Source organism: Lysobacter sp. Soil_C_15, assembly GCF_057657315.1.
Map to the genome: position 1 here is coordinate 87,912 of NZ_JBDGIR010000003.1, position 18,370 is coordinate 106,281.

The following is an 18,370-nucleotide window of genomic DNA, read 5'->3' on the forward strand; positions in this document are numbered from 1 at the left end:
TGGGGTTAGGTCGTCGCCGACGATGGCGACGACCTGAGTCTGTCCGGCTTCGGCCGTTGCGCTCGCGTACACCGCTGCGGTTGTCGCGGCTCACGCCGCTCCTACGACGGCCGGGCGGCGCCGCTCACTTCGCCGGCGGATCCAGCCGCAGCAGCTTGCCGTCGCTTTCGTCGGTCAGCACGAACACTTTGCCGTCGGCCGAGACGCGCACGTCGCGGATGCGCCAGTCCAGCTCTTTCAGCAGCCGTTCCTCGGCGACGATCTTGTCGCCGTCCAGGCTCAGCCGGATCAGGCTGCCGTCGGCCAGCGCGCCCAGGAACAGGCTGTCGTTCCACGCCGACTGCGGCTGGTTGACGTAGAAGGCCATGCCCGACAAGGCCGGCGATTTTTCCCACACGTGGTAGGGCGATTCCATGCCCGGTTTTTCCTTGCCCTGCGCCTCGGAAATCTTCAGGCCGCTGTAGTCGATGCCGTGGGTGACGATCGGCCAGCCGTAATTCTTGCCGGCCTGCGGCCGATTGATTTCGTCGCCGCCGCGCGGGCCGTGCTCGGCCTCCCACAGGGTGCCGGTGCGCGGATCGAGCGCCAGCGACTGCATGTTGCGGTGGCCGTAGCTCCAGATCTCCGGGCGCGCGCCGTCGCGGCCGACGAAGGGGTTGTCTGCGGGTACGCTGCCGTCGGCGTTGAGCCGCACCAGCTTGCCCTGCAGCTTGTCGAGCTCCTGCGCGGCCATGCGCTGCTGGCGTTCGCCCTGGCTGACGAACAGATGGCCCTGGCGGTCGAAGGCCAGGCGCGAGCCGAAGTGGTTCGGCCCCTCCAGCTTGGGCTGCTGGCGGTAGATCGTCTTGACCTCGCTCAGCATGGCCTCGCCGAGCACCGCGGAGGCCACCGCGGTGCCGGCGCTGCCGTCCGGGCCGGGTTCGGCATAGCTGAGGTAGATGCGCCGGCTGGACGCGAAGTCCGGCGCCAGGATCACGTCGAGCAGGCCGCCCTGGCCCTGCGCCCACACCGCCGGCACGCCGCCGATCGGCGCGGAGATCGCGCCGTCGGGCCCGACCCGGCGCAGGCGGCCGGCGCGTTCGGTGACCAGGAAGCCGCCGTCGGGCAGCAACGCCACCGCCCAGGGGTGCTCCAGGCCGGAGGCGACTTCGGTGACCTGCACCGGCCCGCGTTCGCTGCCGACGCGGTGCGCGGCCTGCTGCTTCGGCGCCGGCTGTGCGGTCGCCGCGACCGCGTCCTGGCCGCGCTGGCAGGCGGCCAGGGCGGCGATCAGGCCCAAGGCGAGGGCGGCGCGGCGGAACATCGGTGCGGGTCGGACGGCGGTCATGCGGGGCTCCCGGTTTTCATCGGATCGAGGGTTCCAGAGAAGGGGGGGGGGCATCCTTGCCGTCGAGCGGGGCGTCGGCGCTGCGAGGGCTCAGCGATAGCCGGCCGCCTGCAGTTCGAACAATTCGGCGTAACGTCCGCCTTGGGCGAGCAACTCGGCGTGGGTGCCGCTGGCCTCCAGGCGGCCTTCGGCCAGCACCAGGATCCGGTCGGCCATGCGCACGCTGGAGAAACGGTGCGAGATCAGTACCGCGGTGCGTTGCGCCGACAGCTCCTTGAAGCGTTGGAATACCTCGAATTCGGCGCGCGCGTCCAGTGCCGCGGTCGGCTCGTCCAGGATCATGACCTGGGCGTCGCGCATGTAGGCGCGGGCGATCGCGATCTTCTGCCATTGCCCGCCGGACAGGTCCACCCCGGTCTTGAAGCGGCGTCCGATCAGCTGGTCGTAGCCGCGCGGCAGCGATTCGATGACCTCGTCGGCCAGCGCGCGCCGCGCCGCGTCGCGGATCCTGCCTTGGTCGTGCATGGCGTCGATCTGGCCGACGCCGATGTTCTCGCCGGCGGTCAGGTGGTAGCGGACGAAATCCTGGAACACCACGCCGACATTGGCGCGCAGTTCGTCCAGGTCGTACTCGCGCAGGTCGCGGCCGTCGAGCAGGATGCGGCCTTCGTCGGGGTCGTACAGCCGCGCCAGCAGCTTGACCAGGGTGGTCTTGCCGGCGCCGTTCTCGCCGACCAGGGCCAGCACCTCGCCGGCCCTCAGCTCGAAGTCCAGCCCGCGCAGCGCCCAGCGCTCGGCGTCGGGATAGCGGAAGCCGACGTTCTCGAACGCGAAGCCGCGCCGGATCGGCCGCGGCACCGGCCGCGGCAGCGGCGGCGAGACGATCTCGGGACGGATCCGGAAGAACGAAAACAGATCGTCCAGGTACAGGGCCTGGCCGGCGACCTGGGAGAAACCGACCAGCAGGCCTTCGAGCAACTGGCGCAGGCGCAGGAAGCTGCCGGCGAGGAAGGTCAGGTCGCCGATGCTGAAGTCGCCGCGCACCGTGCGCCAGGCGATGTAGCCGTAAGCGACGTAGTAGCCCAGCGTGCCCAGCGCGGCCAGCAGGGTGCCCCAGAACGCGCGCCGGCGGGCCAGGGCGCGGCTGGCGCGGTAGAACTTCTCCGCCAGCTCGCGATAGCGCGCGATCAGGAACCGGTGCAGGTTGAAGATCTTCACTTCCTTCGCCGTCTCGACGCTGGCGCCCATCTGGCGCACGTATTCGAGCTGGCGTCGCTCCGGGGTCCAGGCGTAGTTGAGCGAATAGCTCAGCGCGTTGAAATGCGCCTCGCCGACGAACGCCGGCACCAGGGCCACGGCGAGCAGGGCGATCAGCCACGGCGCATAGACCAGCAGGCCGAACGCGAAGGCGACCACGGTGATGCTGTCCTGCGCCTGGCCGAACAGCTGGCTCATCAGGTTCATCCGGCCCATGGTCTGGCGGCGGGCGCGGTCGAGCTTGTCCTGCAGTTCCGGGTCTTCGAAATCCTCCAGGTCCAGGGTCGCGGCGTGCTCCATCAGGCGCACGCTGGTGGCGTTGGTGAACAGCTCCGACAGCAGCGCATCGCCGTAGCTGACCAGACGGCCGAGCAGGTCGGAGCCGACCGCCAGGGCGAACTCCAGCGCCAGCAGGGCGAGCAGGGTGTCCAACTGGCCGCTGCGCCAGGCCGCGGCCAGCGAGTCCACGTCGGGGCCGGTCGCGACCAGGCGCACCGCCTCGTCGATGATCAGCTTGCCGACATAGAGGGTGGCGACCGGCAACAGCGCGCGGACCAGGCGCAGGCCCAAGGTCATCAAGGTCAGGCCCGGACTGGTGCTCCAGATCTGGCGCAGGAACGGCGGCAGGTTGCGCAAGGCGTCGAAGCGTTCGCGCAGGCTGGGTTTGCCGTCGCCGGCGCGGGGCGGGACGCGGGATTCGCTGTCGGCTGAGCTCATGCCGCGATTGTGCCGCTAACCGCGCACGCTCGCGTGTGCCCGCGCAGCGAACGCGGCCGGCGCGGCGAACAGTGAGCGGGCGCACGCCGCGCGGCGCCGGTGTGCTGCACTGCGGCTACCTTTGCCCAGACGCAGCCGCTAACGTGGCCCGGCGCGCCGAGAGGGCGCCGTGGGGGAACGCCGAAGGGATCGGCGCCCGCGAAGCTGCGCGAGCGAACCGGCATCGTCCGCCGGCCCGCTCGGTCCGCCCGTTCCGCCAACGCCATCACGACAGGGAGTGTCCGCATGCCGATTCGACCGCACCGATCGCGTCCGATGCCTTGCGGCGCGGCCGGCCGATACCGTCCGACCGCGTTCGTCGCCCGCCTCGCCGGCTAGTCCGCATTCGCTCTTGCGCCACGCGTGCGCAGCCCGCGCGCGGCGCAGCTCGGGTCCGGCCCGGCCGGACAGGCTGCTCCAGCCTCGCTCCATCACCGAAAGATCCACCATCCGAGAGGAGAGTTCGAATGAAGATCAAGCTGTTCGCCGTGGCCGTGGCCGCGTTCGGTTTCGCCTTCGGCGCCACCGCGTCCTCGCGCGACATCATCGTCTGCGCCGGCGGCGTGTATTGCGACCAGGAAGTCCGTCAGCCCTGCCTGGACGGCGGCGGCAGCCCGTCGATGTGCGACGTGTTCTGGCGCTCCTGCGTGCTCGACGCCTGCCCGCAGTAAGCCGCACCGCGGCCCGCCTCCGCGAGGGGGCGGGCCGTCGCGCCGCGGCCACGGCTCACAGGGGCGCACCGAGTCGGTAGATCGGCAGATACAGCGCGACCAGCGCCGCCGCCAGCCCGGCGAGCCCGGCGCCGATGCCGAACAGGCAGGCGATCGGATCGCGCCGCCGCACCGGGCTCAAGCCCCAGACCGCGACGGTCGACAGCGGCAGCAGGCACAGGGCCCAGGGGTAATCCAGCAGCAGCCGGGTCGGCCAGGGCAGATCGGCGCCGAAGGCGGCGTAGACCGGGGCGAAATGCGGTGCGGCGAACACGGGAAACAGCCCGCACAGCAGGCTGACCAGCACGCCCAGGGACGGCAGTACGGGATTGAACGGGGTTGCAGGTGGCGCGGAGGACGCAGTCATGGGCGATCGGCCTGGGCGGGTGGGCCATTGGCCGAACCGGGGCCGCTGCGCGCGGCCGCGGGCCCGGACCGGCCGGGACAGGTAGAATAATCGCCCCACCGCCAGCCTTACGCCCGCCGTGACCGCTTCTTCGTCTTCCGCCGTTTCCGCCGCCTCGGGCCCGGTCGTCGTCCGCCAGGACGACCTGATCCAGTCCGTCGCCGACGCTCTGCAGTACATCAGCTACTACCATCCGGTCGACTACATCAAGAACCTCGCCGCCGCCTACGAGCGCGAGGAGTCGCCCGCGGCCAAGGACGCGATCGCGCAGATCCTGATCAATTCGCGCATGTGCGCCGAAGGCCATCGGCCGATCTGCCAGGACACCGGCATCGTCACCGTTTTCCTGGAGATCGGCATGGACGTGCGCTGGGACGGTGCGACCATGGGCGTGGAGGACATGGTCAACGAAGGCGTGCGTCGCGCCTACAGCCACCCCGACAACAAGCTGCGCGCCAGCGTGCTGGCCGATCCGGCCGGCAAGCGCCAGAACACCCGCGACAACACCCCGGCGGTGGTCAACGTCAAGGTCGTGCCGGGCAACACGGTCGACGTGATCGTCGCCGCCAAGGGCGGCGGCTCGGAGGCCAAGTCCAAGTTCGCCATGCTCAACCCGTCCGACTCGATCGTCGACTGGGTGCTCAAGACCGTGCCGACCATGGGCGCAGGCTGGTGCCCGCCGGGCATGCTCGGCATCGGCATCGGCGGCACCGCCGAGAAAGCGATGCTGCTGGCCAAGGAAGCGCTGATGGAGCCGATCGACATCACCGAACTGCAGGCGCGCGGCGCCAGCAACCGCGCCGAAGAGCTGCGTCTGGAGCTGTACGAGAAGGTCAACGCGCTCGGCATCGGCGCGCAGGGCCTGGGCGGCCTGACCACGGTGCTCGACATCAAGGTCAAGGACTACCCGACCCACGCCGCCAACCTGCCGGTGGCGATGATCCCGAACTGCGCCGCGACCCGCCACGCCCACTTCACCCTCGACGGCAGCGGCCCGGTCATGCTCGACCCGCCGTCGCTGGAGGATTGGCCGAAGCTGACCTACGACTCGTCCAAGGGCCGCCGGGTCGATCTCGACACCGTCACCGCCGAGGATGTCGCCAGCTGGAAGCCCGGCGAAGTGCTGCTGCTCAACGGCAAGCTGCTGACCGGCCGCGACGCCGCGCACAAGCGCATGGTCGACATGCTCAACAAGGGCGAGCCGCTGCCGGTCGATTTCAAGGGCCGCTTCATCTACTACGTCGGCCCGGTCGATCCGGTGCGCGACGAAGTGGTCGGCCCGGCCGGCCCGACCACGGCCACGCGCATGGACAAGTTCACCGAACAGGTGCTGGCGCAGACCGGCCTGCTCGGCATGGTCGGCAAGGCCGAGCGCGGCCCGGCCGCGATCGAGGCGATCCAGAAGCACAAGTCGGTCTATCTGATGGCGGTCGGCGGCGCGGCTTACCTGGTGTCGAAGGCGATCAAGGCCTCGCGCGTGGTCGGTTTCGCCGACCTGGGCATGGAGGCGATCTACGAATTCACCGTGCAGGACATGCCGGTGACGGTGGCGGTCGACAGCGCCGGCGAATCGGTGCACAAGACCGGCCCGAAGGAATGGCAGGCGCGGATTTCGGCTGGAATGCTCGGCAAGATTCCGGTGGTGGTCGAATAGGTCGACCGGCCGCCGTACCCGCTTGCGAAAACGCCCGGCCTCGCGCCGGGCGTTTCGTTATCGGCGGCGCCGCCCGCCCCTGCAGGAGCGGCGTGAGCCGCGACGACCGAAGCGGTGGAATACCACGGTTCGACCCGAAACCCTGCGGCGAGGCGAAGCATGCATCCGGATGCCCGGCTTCGTGGGCGGCGCTTGCGTACACCGCTTCGGCGGTCGCGGCTCACGCCGCTCCTACAAAAACCGGCTGCGCGCCGGGCGTTTCGTTATCGGCGGCTCACGCCGCTCCTACAAAAAACGGCGGCTCAGTACCACTCCAGCAAGGAGATGCCCAGGCCGACGTAGGTCGCGCGGTGGTTGTAGTCGATCAGGCTCTCGCCGTAACCGTCGAAGATCTGCAGGTGGCCGCGCAGCTGGTTGTGGATCGGGAAGCCCCAATCGAACTGCAGTGCGCCGTGCGAACGGTCGCCGCCGCGCAGCGAATGCCGGGCCATCAGCGAGAACTCATGGCCGCCGCGGGTATGGACGATGGTGAGATCGCCGCGGCCGATGTAATCCTCGATGTCCGGATTGTCGTCGTCGTTGCCGTCCGACAGGCGCCACCACGGCCGCGCGATCACCGCCCAATTCTCGCGGTCCCAGCCGACCTGGCCGATCACCCGGTTCCAACTGCGCGAGAACGGGTCGGCGCGGCCGTTGGACTGGTGGTTGATGCCTATCCCGGCCATGCGCCCGTTCCAGCCGCCGATGCGGTAGTTGTTGCGGAACACCAGCATCACTTCCGGTTCGTAGTTGGTCTCGCGGAACGGGCGCGAGTCCTCGCCGTTGTAGACCTGCCAGCGCGAGGACTGGGTGTAGCCCATCCAGATATCGCCGTTGTCGCCGAACAGGTTCTCCACCGCCTTGGTCTTGAAGCTGACCTGGAACTTGGCCTCGACGTCCTTCAGCGACTGCGGATCGGTCACCGTGTTGCGCGGGTTCGGCGAATGCGGCAGCACGTTGGGCTTGCTGCTCCAGAACGCAGGCAGCAGGTACACCGGCTTGTAGGCGCGGAAGTTGAACACGCCCAGCTTGGAGTCCTTGGCCAGTTCCCAGCGGCTGTCGAGCAGGCCGCCCTTGCCGGCGTTGGCGATCGCGCTGTCCAGCGCCTCCTCTTCGTGACTGAAAAGGTCGCTGCTGCCGGCCTTGCGCCGGGCCGGTGCGGCCAGGCCCGGCGTCGGCGCGGCTTCGATCTGGTCGCCCAGTTCCAGGTTGCGCTGGATCGCCTTGGCCTCCTTGGCGGCGATATCGGCCGCGCGCACGCCATCGGCGCCGCGGCCCAGGGCGGTGTCGTAGCAGGCCAGCCGGTCGGCGCCGTTGGCGATCGCCACACAGGCTTCGGGCGTGGCCGGCTGCGGCTTGATTTCCTGCGCGCCGGCCGCGGCGGGCAGGACGGTCAGCAGCAGGCAGGGCAGCAGGCGGGTTCGGGGCAGGGCAGGGGTCATGGCGATAAGGTCGACGGACGGCAAACCGCTGCAGTCTTGCATCGGCGTGCGAACGAGAGGTGAACCGGCCGCGTCGGCGCGGCCGGTCGGGTCAGATGAACCCGGGGCGGCGAGGCCCGTTCAGAAGAACCACGCCAGCGCGAACAGTCCGACCATGGCGAAGGCCAGGCCGAACTTGAGCACGGTGCCGACGACGATGCCGACCCAGGTGCCGACCCCGACCTGGGTCGCCTTGGACAACTCGCGGGTGTGGATCAGTTCGCCGACCAGCGCGCCGACGAAGGGACCGACGAACACCCCGATCAGGCCGAAGGCCAGGCCGGCGAAGGTGCCGATCACCGAGCCGATCAGGGCCAGCTTGCTGGCGCCGACCCGTTTGGCCCCCATCGCCGTGGCCAGGAAGTCGATCCCCAGGGACAGCGCGGTCAGCAGGCCGAGCACGACCAGGGTGACCCAGCCGACTTTCTCGAAATCCGAGGCCCAGGCGGCCAGGACCATGCCGCCGAACACCAGCGGCAAGCCGGGCAGGGCGGGGAGTACCGTGCCGACGATTCCGATCACCACCAGGACGCCGGCCAATATGTAATAAAGTGTCTGCAAATCCATGCTTATTCCCTGTCCGGACGGGGTGTCCGGCCGGTTTGCATTTTCACCGATGTCGGGGTACGTTGCGGGCGCTGCGTTTGCCAAGGGTCACCGTGAATCGTGGCCCGATGCGGTTGATCCGTCGATCCGCTACATCGTTGCACCTCGCTTCCTCCTTGCAACCAGCACGCGAGCCAGTCGCGTTAACAACACCACGTTTCAAGGAGAGAGTAGCGATGTCCGCGAAAGAAACCGGAACCGTCAAGTGGTTCAACGACGCCAAGGGTTTTGGCTTTATCAGCCGTGAAAACGGCGAAGACGTATTCGTGCATTTCCGCGCGATCCAGACCCAGGGCTTCAAGAGCCTGAAGGAAGGCCAGAAGGTCTCGTTCACCGTCGTCCAAGGCCAGAAGGGCCTGCAGGCCGACGCGGTCGAGCCGATCTGACCCCGTACTGAGATCCGCCGCGGCGCTGTCGGCGCCGCGAACGCATCGGAAAGACCCGGCTACGGCCGGGTTTTTCTTGTGCGGAAGTTCGATAATCGTCACAAAATCGCCAATTGCCGCCGCGCCGGTCATACGAAATGTCCAAAGCGTGCGCGCAGTCATCGGAGCGGCGCCGCAAACTCCGACCGCCATCGCGTTTGACTCGATCCAAGCCCGGCGCGGGATTTTCCGCCGCAGCGGCTAGGCTGCGGGTCGATGCTGGCGTCGTCCTCGCCGCCTTCGGCCGTCCGCGAATCTCGTCCGCTTGAATCCGTTGCGTTGAACCCGTTGCCCCGGGGGTCGCCGGCGAGCGACTGGCCCATAGGCGGCCGCAGCGACTCGGTCGAGCCGGGGGCGCGAGCCCCCGACCCGCCGACCGGCCGCCAGGGCCGGCGCTTCCTTGCCCGTCGCGTGCGTTCCCGATGTTCCGCCCTGCGCACGCAGCGCGGCCGTCCCGGCCGCGTCGAACCCCGACCGCGGCGCAGCGGCCTCGTCTTCCGCTGCGCCGCCCGCGTCCCTGCCGATCGCTACGGCGTCCTGCCGCCGGGCTCGATGTTGGCTAACGCGCCGGCGGCGGCAGTGGGGTTGCTGCGGGGGCGGGAATGGGGAATCGGGGTCGTAGCTTGGTGGCTGGAGGGCAGTAGCCAAGCAGCTAGGAGCCGGGGAATCTGGCGTGAGTGCTGCGGGCTGCGATCTGGAACGCGGAGTCGGCCTTGCACCGTCCGCCCGAAGCCGTTCGATCCGGCCCCCATCGCAACCGACTACCGCCTCCCCCCTTCGCAGAGGGGGCAGGGGGGATTCGCTTTACCTGCAGCCCAAGCAAATCCCCCGTGCGCCGATTCGCATCTTCGACTTCGTACGAAGCGATGCGCGGCTCTCGAGCCGCCGCCGATGCGCGGGCATCGGCGGCCCAGGCTCAGTTCTGGAACGGCGTGTTTTCGGCGAAATACTCGTGGTTGTCGGCGTTGTCCAGCGCCGCGGCGGGGTTGGTGTTGGCCAGGTTCTGCGCCGCGCCCTGGCCGTAGGCGTGATCGTCGGTGCCGGCGACCACGGTGAAGTGGCTCATCTCGTGGATCAGGGTGCCGGCCTTGGAATCGGTGCCGGTCTGCGGCGCGCTCCAGAACGCGTTGCAGACATAGATCTGGTACGGCTGGTTCGGGTACACGTAGGCGTAGGCGCTGCTGCTGCAGCCGCAGTTGATGGTGATCTGGCCGCTGTTCTGGTCCATCGCCTGGTCGATCGAAACGAAGTGCTGGCGCGCGGTGGCGTAGCGGCTGTCGGTGTAGGCGCCGAACCAGCTGGTGTAGCGCGGGCCGAACGAGCCGCCGACGAGATAGCCCTTGGCGTTCTCGGAATAGTTGCGCGCCGACACCACCGCTTGGCCGGCGGCGCTGATGCGCGAAGTGGTGCAGCCGACGTAGTTGACGCCGTTGACCACCGCGGTCGGGCCGATCGGCTTCTTCGCCGCCGCGGCGACCTTGCTGCCGCCGAGTTGGTCCAGGCCGTCGACCCACAGGCTCAGCGGCACGCTCTGCGCGCTCATCGCCAGGCCGTTGCCCTGGCGCAGCATGGCGCGGTCGGAGGTCGAGGCGTGCTGCAGCGGCGCATTGAAGCGGACCACGTACTGGCCGGTGCGCGACAGGTCGTAGCCGGCCGACAGATCGATGGTGCGGCGATAAGTCTCGCCCGGCTGCAGGATCGCGAAGTCTTCGGCAGCGGGCAGGCCGCGCTTGACCAGGGCGCCCTCATAGGCGACCGGCTTGCCGCCGTAGCTGATGTCGAACAGGCGCGCGTCGAATTCGTCCGAAGGCAACTGCCACTTGGGCAGGCGCACCGCCTTGCGGCCGGTGTTGGTGATGCTGACTTCGACCGCACCGAGGAAATCGTCGGCGGCGCCGGTCGCCGCGACCAGGCCCACGCGCAGCGGATTGTTCTGGGCCGCGCCCGGCGCGGCGACGGCGGCGGCGATGGCGCCGGTGAGGACGGCGCCGGCGGACACCACGGGCAGGAAGCGAAGTTTCATTCCACTATCTCCTGAGCTTGCGTTGGCTGAGTTGCGTTGGCTGGCATCCGCAGGGCGGACGCAAACGACCCTAGCGCAACGCGGCGCCCATGAAGACCGCTAGAAGTGCGCCAGTTCCGCGCCCAACCGTGACGCGGGTCGGGAACGCGGATCGCAGCGCCGGCGCGGCGAAAACGCAACGAAAGGACCGCGCAAAAAAACGGCCCGCGATGCGGGCCGTTGTTGTCCTGGCGATTTCGTTGCTTGGTTCCGTCGCCGCCGCGCGAGCGGCGGCGACGGCGGCTCGACGCAGATACGCTCAGCGCAGGTACACGCGGCCGTTGGCGACGCGGACGTAGGTATTCTCGCGGATGCCGCCGATGTCCTTCTGGGTGATCACCACGGTGCGGCCGTCGTTCATGCGCACATAGACGTTGTAGCTCGGCGCGCCGACCCGGTTCTGGATCGCGTTGCCGGCCACCGCGCCGGCCACCGCGCCGGCTACCGTGGCGGTATTCCTGCGGCCCTTGCTGTCGGTGTGGTCGTCGGCGATCTCGCGGCCGGCGACGGCGCCGACCAGGCCGCCGAGTACGGCGCCGGTAGCGCGCGGAGCGGTGCTGGCGGTGCTGATCTGCTCGATCCGGGTGACTACGCCGCAGTCGTAGCAGTTGCTCTGGTTGTAGCTCGGCTGCGAGGGCTGCGGATAGCTGTTGTAGCCGCCGCCGCTGTAGCCCGGCGAGGTCGCGCAGCCGGCGAGCGCCAGGGTGGCCGTCGCGGCAAGGCCCAACAGTCGGAATTGATTGGTGTTCATTCGAGGCTCCTGCGCTAGAGGCATGTGGCGGGCATCGCCACGCGCCTGCCACGCTAGCCAGCCTTGCGTGAACACGTGTTCAATTTTTCCGCCCGTTCCGGCACTGCGCGCCGCTGCGTTCAGCTAGCGTCGGGGAAGGCGACGGGAGCGCTAGGGACGAGTGAAGAGCAACGAGTGGAGAGCGAGGAATGAAAGCAGCCTTAGCCGTGTCCTGTCCGCTGCCGTTTTCTCTCCACTCGTTGCCGCCTTTCAACCGCGGAAATCCTGATGGCAGGCCTTGCAGGCTTCGCCGATCTGTTCGGACACGGCGCTGACCCCGGCGCAGCCGAGCGGCGGACTGGCCAGCGCGCCGTCGAGCGCCGCGCGCATCTTGCTGGCGTGCTGGCCGAAGCGCTGGTCGTCCTTGAGGTCGGGGAAGGCCGGTTCGAGATCGTCGGCCATCGTCCGCAGCGCCTTCACGTGCGGCAGGGTGTCGGTGGCGGCGCAGCGGTTCTGCTCGACCCGACTCTTGAGCTGGCCCAGGTGCCACTGCTGCACGTGCATGACGCTGTCGGGGAAATGGTCCTTGCGCTGGTCGAGCGCGCGCACCGCCATGACCGTGGCGACCACGCCGCCGACCAGGCCGATCAGGAACAGGAACAGATATTTCGAACCATTGCCTTTGCGCTTGGGTGCTGCGTCAGTGGGCTGGGTATTGCTCATTGCCTGGCCTCCGTCCAATTGCCCGCGAACATAGCATGCGACCGCGTGAGGCCGGGGTCGGCGCCGGGCCGGTTTGGGGCGGGGTGGGGCGGGATGCGGCGGGGCGGGGCGGCGGCGGGGCGGGGCCAGATCGATCCGGTCGCCCGGGCGGTACGTGCCATGGCCCGACGAGGGCGCGCGGCCGCCCGCAGCATTCCATCGCCGGCTCCGATCCGCGGTACGCCGGCGACTACACTATGCGGATGAACGCAGCTCTCTCCGACCCCTCCGCCGACACCGTCTGGCAGGAACGCTTCGCCGGCGTCGACCGGCTTTACGGCCGCGGCACGGTCGCGCGCTTTCGCCGCTGCCGGATCGCCGTGGTCGGCATGGGCGGGGTCGGATCCTGGGCGGTGGAGGCGCTGGCGCGCACCGGCATCGGCCACCTGACCCTGATCGACGCCGACGACCTGTGCGTGTCCAACACCAATCGCCAATTGCCGGCGCTGGCCGGCCAGTACGGCCGGGCCAAGGTCGAGGCCATGGCCGAGCGCTGCCGCGCGATCAATCCGGCGATCGAAGTCGACGCGGTGCAGAGCTTCCTGACCCCGGCCAACCTCGACCAACTGCTCGACCGCGGCTACGACTTGGTACTGGACGCCTGCGACAGCTTCCGCAGCAAGGTCGAGCTGATCGCCTGGTGCCGGCGGCGCAAGCGGCCGGTGATCGTGGTCGGCTCGGCCGGCGGCCGCACCGACCCGACCCTGGTGCGGGTGCGCGATCTGTCGCGCACCGAGCACGACGCGATGCTGGCGCTGATCCGCAAGAAGCTGCGCGGCGAGTTCAATTTCCCCAAGAACCCGGACCGCTACTTCGGCGTGTCGGCGATCTACTCGCTGGAAAACGTCAAGTACCCGCAGCCGGACGGCACGGTCTGCGGCCTGCGGCCCAAGCTCGACGGCGACGCCGCGCTCAAGCTCGATTGCGGCGCCGGCCTGGGCGCGGCCACCCACATCACCGGGGCGTTCGCGTTCGCGGCGGTGGGGCGGGCGCTGGAGTTGCTGCTGAAGAAGCAGGAATGAGCCTGGAAACAGGAGTGAGCGCAGAGAAGTGAGGAGCGAGCAAGCCGAGGTATTGCCGGCTCACTTCTCGCTTCTCTGCGCTCACTCCTCGCTCAAGCCGAACAACCGCGCCGCATTGGCGCTGGTCGCAGCGGCGATGCGTTCCGGCGGCTCGCCGCGCAGCTCGGCGACGCTGGCGCAGATCGTCGCCAACCGCGCCGGCTCGTTGCGCTGGCCGCGAATCGCGGCGTCGGGCTGGTCGGGGGCATCGGTTTCCAGCAGCAACTGCTCCAGCGGCATGCTCGCGACGATCCGGCGCAGGCGCTTGGCCCGGTCGTAGGTCAGCGGGCCGCCGAAGCCGAGCAGGAAACCGAGCTTGTGCAACTGCGCGGCCTGCTCCTCGCTGCCGGAGTAGCTGTGGATCACGCCGCGCAGCCCGCCGACGCGGCGGATCGCGGCGATCGTCGCCTCCACCGCGTGCCGCGCGTGCACGATCACCGGCAGGTCGTACTCGCGCGCCAGGGCCAGTTGGCCATCGAAGTACAGCGCCTGGCGGGCCGGATCGAGCCCGTCGACGAAGAAATCCAGGCCGCATTCGCCGACCGCGCAAGGGCGTTCGCGCTCGATCCAGTCGCGCAGTTCGCGCAGGTGCTCGGGGCGGTGCGCATCCAGGTACATCGGATGCAGGCCGTAGACCGGGTACAGGCCGGGCGCGGCCGCGCAGACCTCGCGCAGCTTGGGCCAGCCGGCGGCGTCGACCGCCGGGACGATTTGCCGGGTCACCCCGGCGGCGGCGGCGCGCGCGACCACCTGCGCCCGGTCGCGGTCGAACTCGGCCGCGTCGAGGTGGCAATGGCTGTCGGTCAGGCCCACGTTCAGCGGGCGCCGGGCGCCGGCGGCTTCAGCGGCGGCGCCGGGTTCTTGCGCTTCTTCCAGTTGGCCAGCAGCAAGGTGCCCAGGCCGAGCAGCAACTCGTCGGCGAACGGGATGAAGTCCGGCACCACCACGTCCAGCGCGAACAGCGTCGCGGCGACCATGAACAGCCGGGGGTAACTCAGGCGGCCGAGGAAGCCCATCAGGGGAGCGAGCAGCGGATTGGTCATGGCGGTCGTCTGGCAACTCGTCGGGGTAACGGTGGGATGTGACGGCGTTCGCGAACACGCTAGCACGCGTGCGCGGCGGGGTTCATGCCGGGGACAGGCTGGCGAAAATCAATAGGCACCGGTTCAGCTTTCCGGTGGTGGAATTAGCGCACACACACAACGCGCGGCCCGCCATGCCCCGGCGGTCCGCATCCAACCACGCTGCACTCAGGTCCCCCGCTGGAGGCTCCATATGAACAAGAACATGATTGCTGTCGCGATCGCGTCGCTGCTGGTCGGCGGCGTCGCCGTCGCAGCCTTCCAGAGCTTCCGCGGCCCGGCCACCGCCGATGCCGCGCTGACCCCGGCCGGCCAACAGCTGCAGCCGGGCAACGGCGCCGGCGGCGACATCGCCGCCAGCGGCGCGATCGACGCCACCCCGCAGGTCGAGTACGCCGACGTGGTCAAGGTCGCGCCGATCAACCAGAAGGAAAAGCTGTACGCGACCGTGATCGGCACCGATCCGGTGCGCGAGACCAACACCGTCTCGACCCCGCGCGAAGTCTGCGAAGACGTGGTCGTGCAGGAGCGCCTGCCCGAGCGCGACGGCAACGTCGGCGGCACCGTGGCCGGCGCGGTCATCGGCGGCCTGCTCGGCAACCAGGTCGGCGGCGGCAACGGCAAGAAGGCCGCGACCGCGGCCGGCGCGGTGGCCGGCGGCTTCATCGGCAACCGGGTCGACCGCAACCATGTCGGCGGCCGGGTGGTGAACCGCACCGAGCGCCAGTGCCGCACCGTGTCGGATACCTCGCAGTCCTCGCGCGTGGTGGCTTACAACGTCACTTACCGCAATCCGGACGGCACCACCGGCACCATGCGTACCGAGAGCAAGCCGGGCAGCCGCATCGCCCTGGGCAGCGAAGACAAGGTGGTCGGCTACGACGTGACCTACCGTTACCAGGGCCAGGAGCAGACCATCCGCATGGACGAGCGTCCGACCCAGCGCCTGCCGGTGATCAACGGCGAAGTCGTGACCCAGACCGCTTCGGCGGCGATGCCCAGCCGCGGCTGATCGGCGTCGTAGCGCGACACCCGAAACGGGGCCGGCTTGTCCGGCCCCGTTTTTTTGTGCCGCCGCCGCGTGCCGGCCGGGCAGGGCGCGCGGCGCGTCGGCAAGCGCGGCCGGGCAGGCTGCGTGCGGCCCCGCGGCCGGGCGCGCGTGCGGCGACGGGATTGGATCGGCGGCCGTACCGCGGCCGCCGGCGATAAACCCGCCCGCTATCGCCGTGGCTCGCGCAAGAATTCCCCGTATCGCGCGCAGAGCGCTGCGTCCCGCGGTTTTTGGCCTTACCCGGGCCGCAGCCGGCCATTACAATGGCCGTCTTTCTGCCCAAACAGGTCTCCTGAGCACGCCATGGCCCTGCATCCTTACGATCTCTACGACGTCCGTTCCTTGCTCAGCGAAGAGGAGCGCGCCGTACAGGACACCGTGGCCCGCTTCACCGACGAACGCGTCATTCCGATCATCGGCGATGCCTTCGACCAGGGCCGTTTCCCGAAGGAGCTGGTGCCGGAGATCGCCGAGCTCGGCCTGCTCGGCTCCTCGCTGCCGGAGCAGTACGGCTGCGCCGGCCTCAACGCGGTCAGCTACGGCCTGATCTGCCAGGAACTGGAGCGCGGCGACAGCGGCATCCGCAGCTTCGTCAGCGTGCAGTCCTCGCTGTGCATGTACCCGATCTACGCCTACGGCACCGAAGAGCAGCGCCAGCGCTGGCTACCGGGCATGGCCAAGGGCCAGATCATCGGCTGCTTCGGCCTGACCGAGCCGCACGGCGGTTCCGACCCGGCCAACATGAAGACCAACGCCAAGCGCGACGGCGGCGACTGGATCCTCAACGGCTCCAAGATGTGGATCACCAACGGCAACCTGGCCGACATCGCCATCGTCTGGGCGCAGACCGAGGACGGCATCCAGGGCTTCGTGGTCGAGAAGGGCATGCCCGGTTTCGCCGCCCAGGAAATCAAGCACAAGATGAGCCTGCGCGCGTCGGTGACCTCGTCGCTGTTCTTCGACAACGTGCGCGTGCCGGAAGCCAACCGCCTGCCCAACGTGAAGGGCCTCAAGGGCCCGCTGGGCTGCCTGACCCAGGCCCGCTACGGCATCACCTGGGGCCCGATCGGCGCCGCCATCGCCTGCCTGGACGAAGCGCTGGGTTACACCAAGGAACGCATCCTGTTCGACCGTCCGGTCGCGGCGACCCAGTCGGCGCAGATCAAGATGGCCGAGATGGCGCGCCGCATCACCCTGGCCCAGTTGCTGGTGGTGCAGCTCGGCCGGCTCAAGGACGCCGGCACCATGCAGCCGACCCAGGTGTCGCTGGCGAAGTGGAACAACTGCCGGATGGCGATCGACATCGCCCGCGAATGCCGCGACCTGCTCGGCGGCGCCGGCATCACCACCGAGCACGCCGCGATCCGCCACGCGTTGAACCTGGAATCGGTGATCACCTACGAGGGCACCGAGACCGTGCACCAGCTGGTCGTCGGCCGCGAACTGACCGGCATCAACGCGTTCTGAGTTTCGCTCCCGCCGTGTGCGGGAGCCGCGAATTCCCTGCTCCCGCTCGCGGGAGAAGGTGGCCCGAAGAGCCTGCCCCTGCGGAGGCAGGGGGCCGGATGAGGGCGCGCCGCCGCGGCGCGGGCTCCTCACCCCAACCCCTCTCCCGGATGCGGGAGAGGGGCTTTCAATCGCGATGCATGCGCAATCGGAGAGCCCCAGCCGTGATGACGATTCCCGACATCGAACTGGAAACCCCGCGCCTGATCCTGCGCCCGCCGCGCCTGGACGATTTCGACGACTGGGCCGCCTTCATGGATGCCGGCGACTACCTGCGCTACATCGGCGGGCCGCAGCCGCGCTCGGTGGCCTGGCGCGGACTGATGTCGGTGATCGGCTCCTGGGCCGCGCTCGGCTACGGCTTCTTCTCGGTCTACGAAAAAGCCTCCGGGCGCTGGGTCGGCCGGCTCGGCCCCTGGCAGCCGGAAGGCTGGCCGGGCACCGAGGTGGGCTGGGGCATCGTCGAAAGCGAAGGCGGCAAGGGCTACGGGACCGAGGGCGCGACCGCCGCGATCGACTGGGCCTTCGACCACCTGGGCTGGACCGAGGTGATCCACACCATCGACGCCGACAACGCCGCCTCCAAGGGCGTGGCGTGCAAGCTCGGTTCGCGTTACCTGCGCCAGGACCGCTTGCCGGCGCCGGTCGACATGGAAGTCGAAGTGTGGGGCCAGAGCCGCGAGGAATGGCGCGCGCGCCGCCAGGGGCGGGCCGCATGATCACCGTCCACGGCTTTTCGCCCTCGGGCAACTGCCACAAGCTGCGCCTGCTGCTGGAACAACTCGGCGAGCCTTATCGCTGGGTCGAAGTCGACAGCAGCCAGGGCCAGACCCGTACCGCGCAGTTCCTCGCCCTCAATCCCAACGGCAAGGTGCCGGTGATCGAGCTCGACGACGGGCGCACGCTCAGCGAGTCGAACGCGATCCTGTACTACTTGGCCGACGGCAGCCGCTTCCTGCCGGCCGATCGCTGGCAGCGCGCGCAAGCCCTGAGCTGGATGAATTTCGAGCAATACAGCCACGAACCGTACATCGCCGTGGCGCGCTTCATCGCCGGCTGGACCCCGCTGGACTCGCCGCGCCGCGCCGAGCTGCCGGCGCTGCGCGAACGCGGCCATCGCGCCTTGGCGGTGATGGAGCGGCATCTGCAGTCCCACCACTGGTTCAGCGGCGCGGACTACGGCATCGCCGACATCGCCTTGTTCGCCTACACCGACGTCGCCGGCCACGGCGGCATCGGCCTGGACGGCTACCCGGCGCTGCGCGCCTGGCTGGCGCGGGTGCGCGCGACCGAGGGTTTCGTCGCCTTGCCCGAACCGGACGAGCAGGCCGCGCAGCGGATCGCGCAGACCGCCTGAAACCGCTTCCGAACCCGACTTCCTCCCCCGATTCCTCACCGTTGAGCCGGCCCGCATGCGGGCGGCGGAGTTTCCGATGTCAGCGCAACCGCAGTCTC

Annotated in this window: 18 protein-coding genes; 8 read left to right on the forward strand and 10 right to left on the reverse strand. The window is 69.3% G+C overall.

From position 1 onward, the window contains the following. Positions 1–124: 124 nt before the first annotated feature. Positions 125–1,327, reverse strand: a complete 1,203-nt coding sequence (locus tag AC3A57_RS08310; RefSeq protein WP_487578484.1) for a PQQ-dependent sugar dehydrogenase — start codon at positions 1,325–1,327, stop codon at positions 125–127. A 90-nt stretch (positions 1,328–1,417) separates the two neighbouring features. Continuing rightward, on the reverse strand, positions 1,418–3,301 hold the full coding sequence (locus AC3A57_RS08315) for an ABC transporter ATP-binding protein (protein WP_487578485.1): 1,884 nt from the start codon (positions 3,299–3,301) through the stop codon (positions 1,418–1,420). Between the two features lie 506 nt (positions 3,302–3,807). Between AC3A57_RS08315 and AC3A57_RS08320 the strand changes: the two genes are divergently transcribed. Beyond that, positions 3,808–4,011 (forward strand): hypothetical protein, encoded by a 204-nt coding sequence (locus AC3A57_RS08320; protein WP_064747549.1) that lies wholly within the window; start codon positions 3,808–3,810, stop codon positions 4,009–4,011. 55 nt (positions 4,012–4,066) lie between these two features. Here AC3A57_RS08320 and AC3A57_RS08325 read toward each other — a convergent pair whose 3' ends face one another. Continuing rightward, a complete protein-coding gene (locus AC3A57_RS08325) occupies positions 4,067–4,417 on the reverse strand; it encodes a hypothetical protein (protein ID WP_487578486.1) in 351 nt (116 codons plus the stop codon). A 118-nt stretch (positions 4,418–4,535) separates the two neighbouring features. Between AC3A57_RS08325 and AC3A57_RS08330 the strand changes: the two genes are divergently transcribed. Beyond that, positions 4,536–6,110 (forward strand): fumarate hydratase, encoded by a 1,575-nt coding sequence (locus AC3A57_RS08330; protein ID WP_487578487.1) that lies wholly within the window; start codon positions 4,536–4,538, stop codon positions 6,108–6,110. Positions 6,111–6,412: 302 nt separating this feature from the next. Here AC3A57_RS08330 and AC3A57_RS08335 read toward each other — a convergent pair whose 3' ends face one another. Together AC3A57_RS08335 and AC3A57_RS08340 are read right to left on the reverse strand one after the other, a co-directional pair. Beyond that, positions 6,413–7,591, reverse strand: a complete 1,179-nt coding sequence (locus AC3A57_RS08335; protein ID WP_487578488.1) for a phospholipase A — start codon at positions 7,589–7,591, stop codon at positions 6,413–6,415. A gap of 120 nt (positions 7,592–7,711) precedes the next feature. After that, positions 7,712–8,197, reverse strand: a complete 486-nt coding sequence (locus AC3A57_RS08340) for a DUF456 domain-containing protein (RefSeq protein ID WP_221673033.1) — start codon at positions 8,195–8,197, stop codon at positions 7,712–7,714. Positions 8,198–8,412: 215 nt separating this feature from the next. On the opposite strand from AC3A57_RS08340, the gene AC3A57_RS08345 reads away from it, so the two are divergent. After that, on the forward strand, positions 8,413–8,622 hold the full coding sequence (locus AC3A57_RS08345; protein WP_221673032.1) for a cold-shock protein: 210 nt from the start codon (positions 8,413–8,415) through the stop codon (positions 8,620–8,622). 955 nt (positions 8,623–9,577) lie between these two features. Here AC3A57_RS08345 and AC3A57_RS08350 read toward each other — a convergent pair. From AC3A57_RS08350 to AC3A57_RS08360, 3 genes are all read right to left on the reverse strand, one after another. Beyond that, positions 9,578–10,684: a M35 family metalloendopeptidase gene (locus AC3A57_RS08350; protein ID WP_487578489.1), complete on the reverse strand. Its 1,107-nt coding sequence runs from the start codon at positions 10,682–10,684 to the stop codon at positions 9,578–9,580. 298 nt (positions 10,685–10,982) lie between these two features. Continuing rightward, complete coding sequence (locus AC3A57_RS08355) at positions 10,983–11,474, reverse strand: glycine zipper 2TM domain-containing protein (protein ID WP_487578490.1); 492 nt, start codon at positions 11,472–11,474, stop codon at positions 10,983–10,985. Positions 11,475–11,723: 249 nt separating this feature from the next. Next, complete coding sequence (locus AC3A57_RS08360) at positions 11,724–12,176, reverse strand: hypothetical protein (protein WP_487578491.1); 453 nt, start codon at positions 12,174–12,176, stop codon at positions 11,724–11,726. A 242-nt stretch (positions 12,177–12,418) separates the two neighbouring features. Between AC3A57_RS08360 and AC3A57_RS08365 the strand changes: the two genes are divergently transcribed. After that, the gene (locus AC3A57_RS08365) at positions 12,419–13,237 is read left to right on the forward strand and encodes a tRNA threonylcarbamoyladenosine dehydratase (RefSeq protein ID WP_487578492.1); all 819 of its coding nucleotides are present in this window, start codon (positions 12,419–12,421) and stop codon (positions 13,235–13,237) included. 81 nt (positions 13,238–13,318) lie between these two features. Here the strand turns inward: AC3A57_RS08365 and AC3A57_RS08370 are convergent, their stop codons facing one another. After that, a complete protein-coding gene (locus AC3A57_RS08370; RefSeq protein WP_487578493.1) occupies positions 13,319–14,089 on the reverse strand; it encodes a TatD family hydrolase in 771 nt (256 codons plus the stop codon). A 2-nt stretch (positions 14,090–14,091) separates the two neighbouring features. After that, positions 14,092–14,319 (reverse strand): DUF6116 family protein, encoded by a 228-nt coding sequence (locus tag AC3A57_RS08375; RefSeq protein ID WP_487578494.1) that lies wholly within the window; start codon positions 14,317–14,319, stop codon positions 14,092–14,094. A gap of 232 nt (positions 14,320–14,551) precedes the next feature. On the opposite strand from AC3A57_RS08375, the gene AC3A57_RS08380 reads away from it, so the two are divergent. The 4 genes from AC3A57_RS08380 to AC3A57_RS08395 all read left to right on the forward strand — a co-directional run bounded on the left by AC3A57_RS08380 (position 14,552) and on the right by AC3A57_RS08395 (position 18,272). After that, positions 14,552–15,370, forward strand: a complete 819-nt coding sequence (locus tag AC3A57_RS08380) for a glycine zipper 2TM domain-containing protein (protein WP_487578495.1) — start codon at positions 14,552–14,554, stop codon at positions 15,368–15,370. A 342-nt stretch (positions 15,371–15,712) separates the two neighbouring features. Beyond that, positions 15,713–16,876 (forward strand): acyl-CoA dehydrogenase family protein, encoded by a 1,164-nt coding sequence (locus tag AC3A57_RS08385; RefSeq protein WP_487578496.1) that lies wholly within the window; start codon positions 15,713–15,715, stop codon positions 16,874–16,876. A 206-nt stretch (positions 16,877–17,082) separates the two neighbouring features. Beyond that, the gene (locus tag AC3A57_RS08390; RefSeq protein WP_487578497.1) at positions 17,083–17,634 is read left to right on the forward strand and encodes a GNAT family N-acetyltransferase; all 552 of its coding nucleotides are present in this window, start codon (positions 17,083–17,085) and stop codon (positions 17,632–17,634) included. Continuing rightward, complete coding sequence (locus tag AC3A57_RS08395; RefSeq protein WP_487578498.1) at positions 17,631–18,272, forward strand: glutathione S-transferase family protein; 642 nt, start codon at positions 17,631–17,633, stop codon at positions 18,270–18,272. Before AC3A57_RS08390 ends, AC3A57_RS08395 begins: the two co-directional genes overlap by 4 nt. Positions 18,273–18,370: the final 98 nt, after the last annotated feature.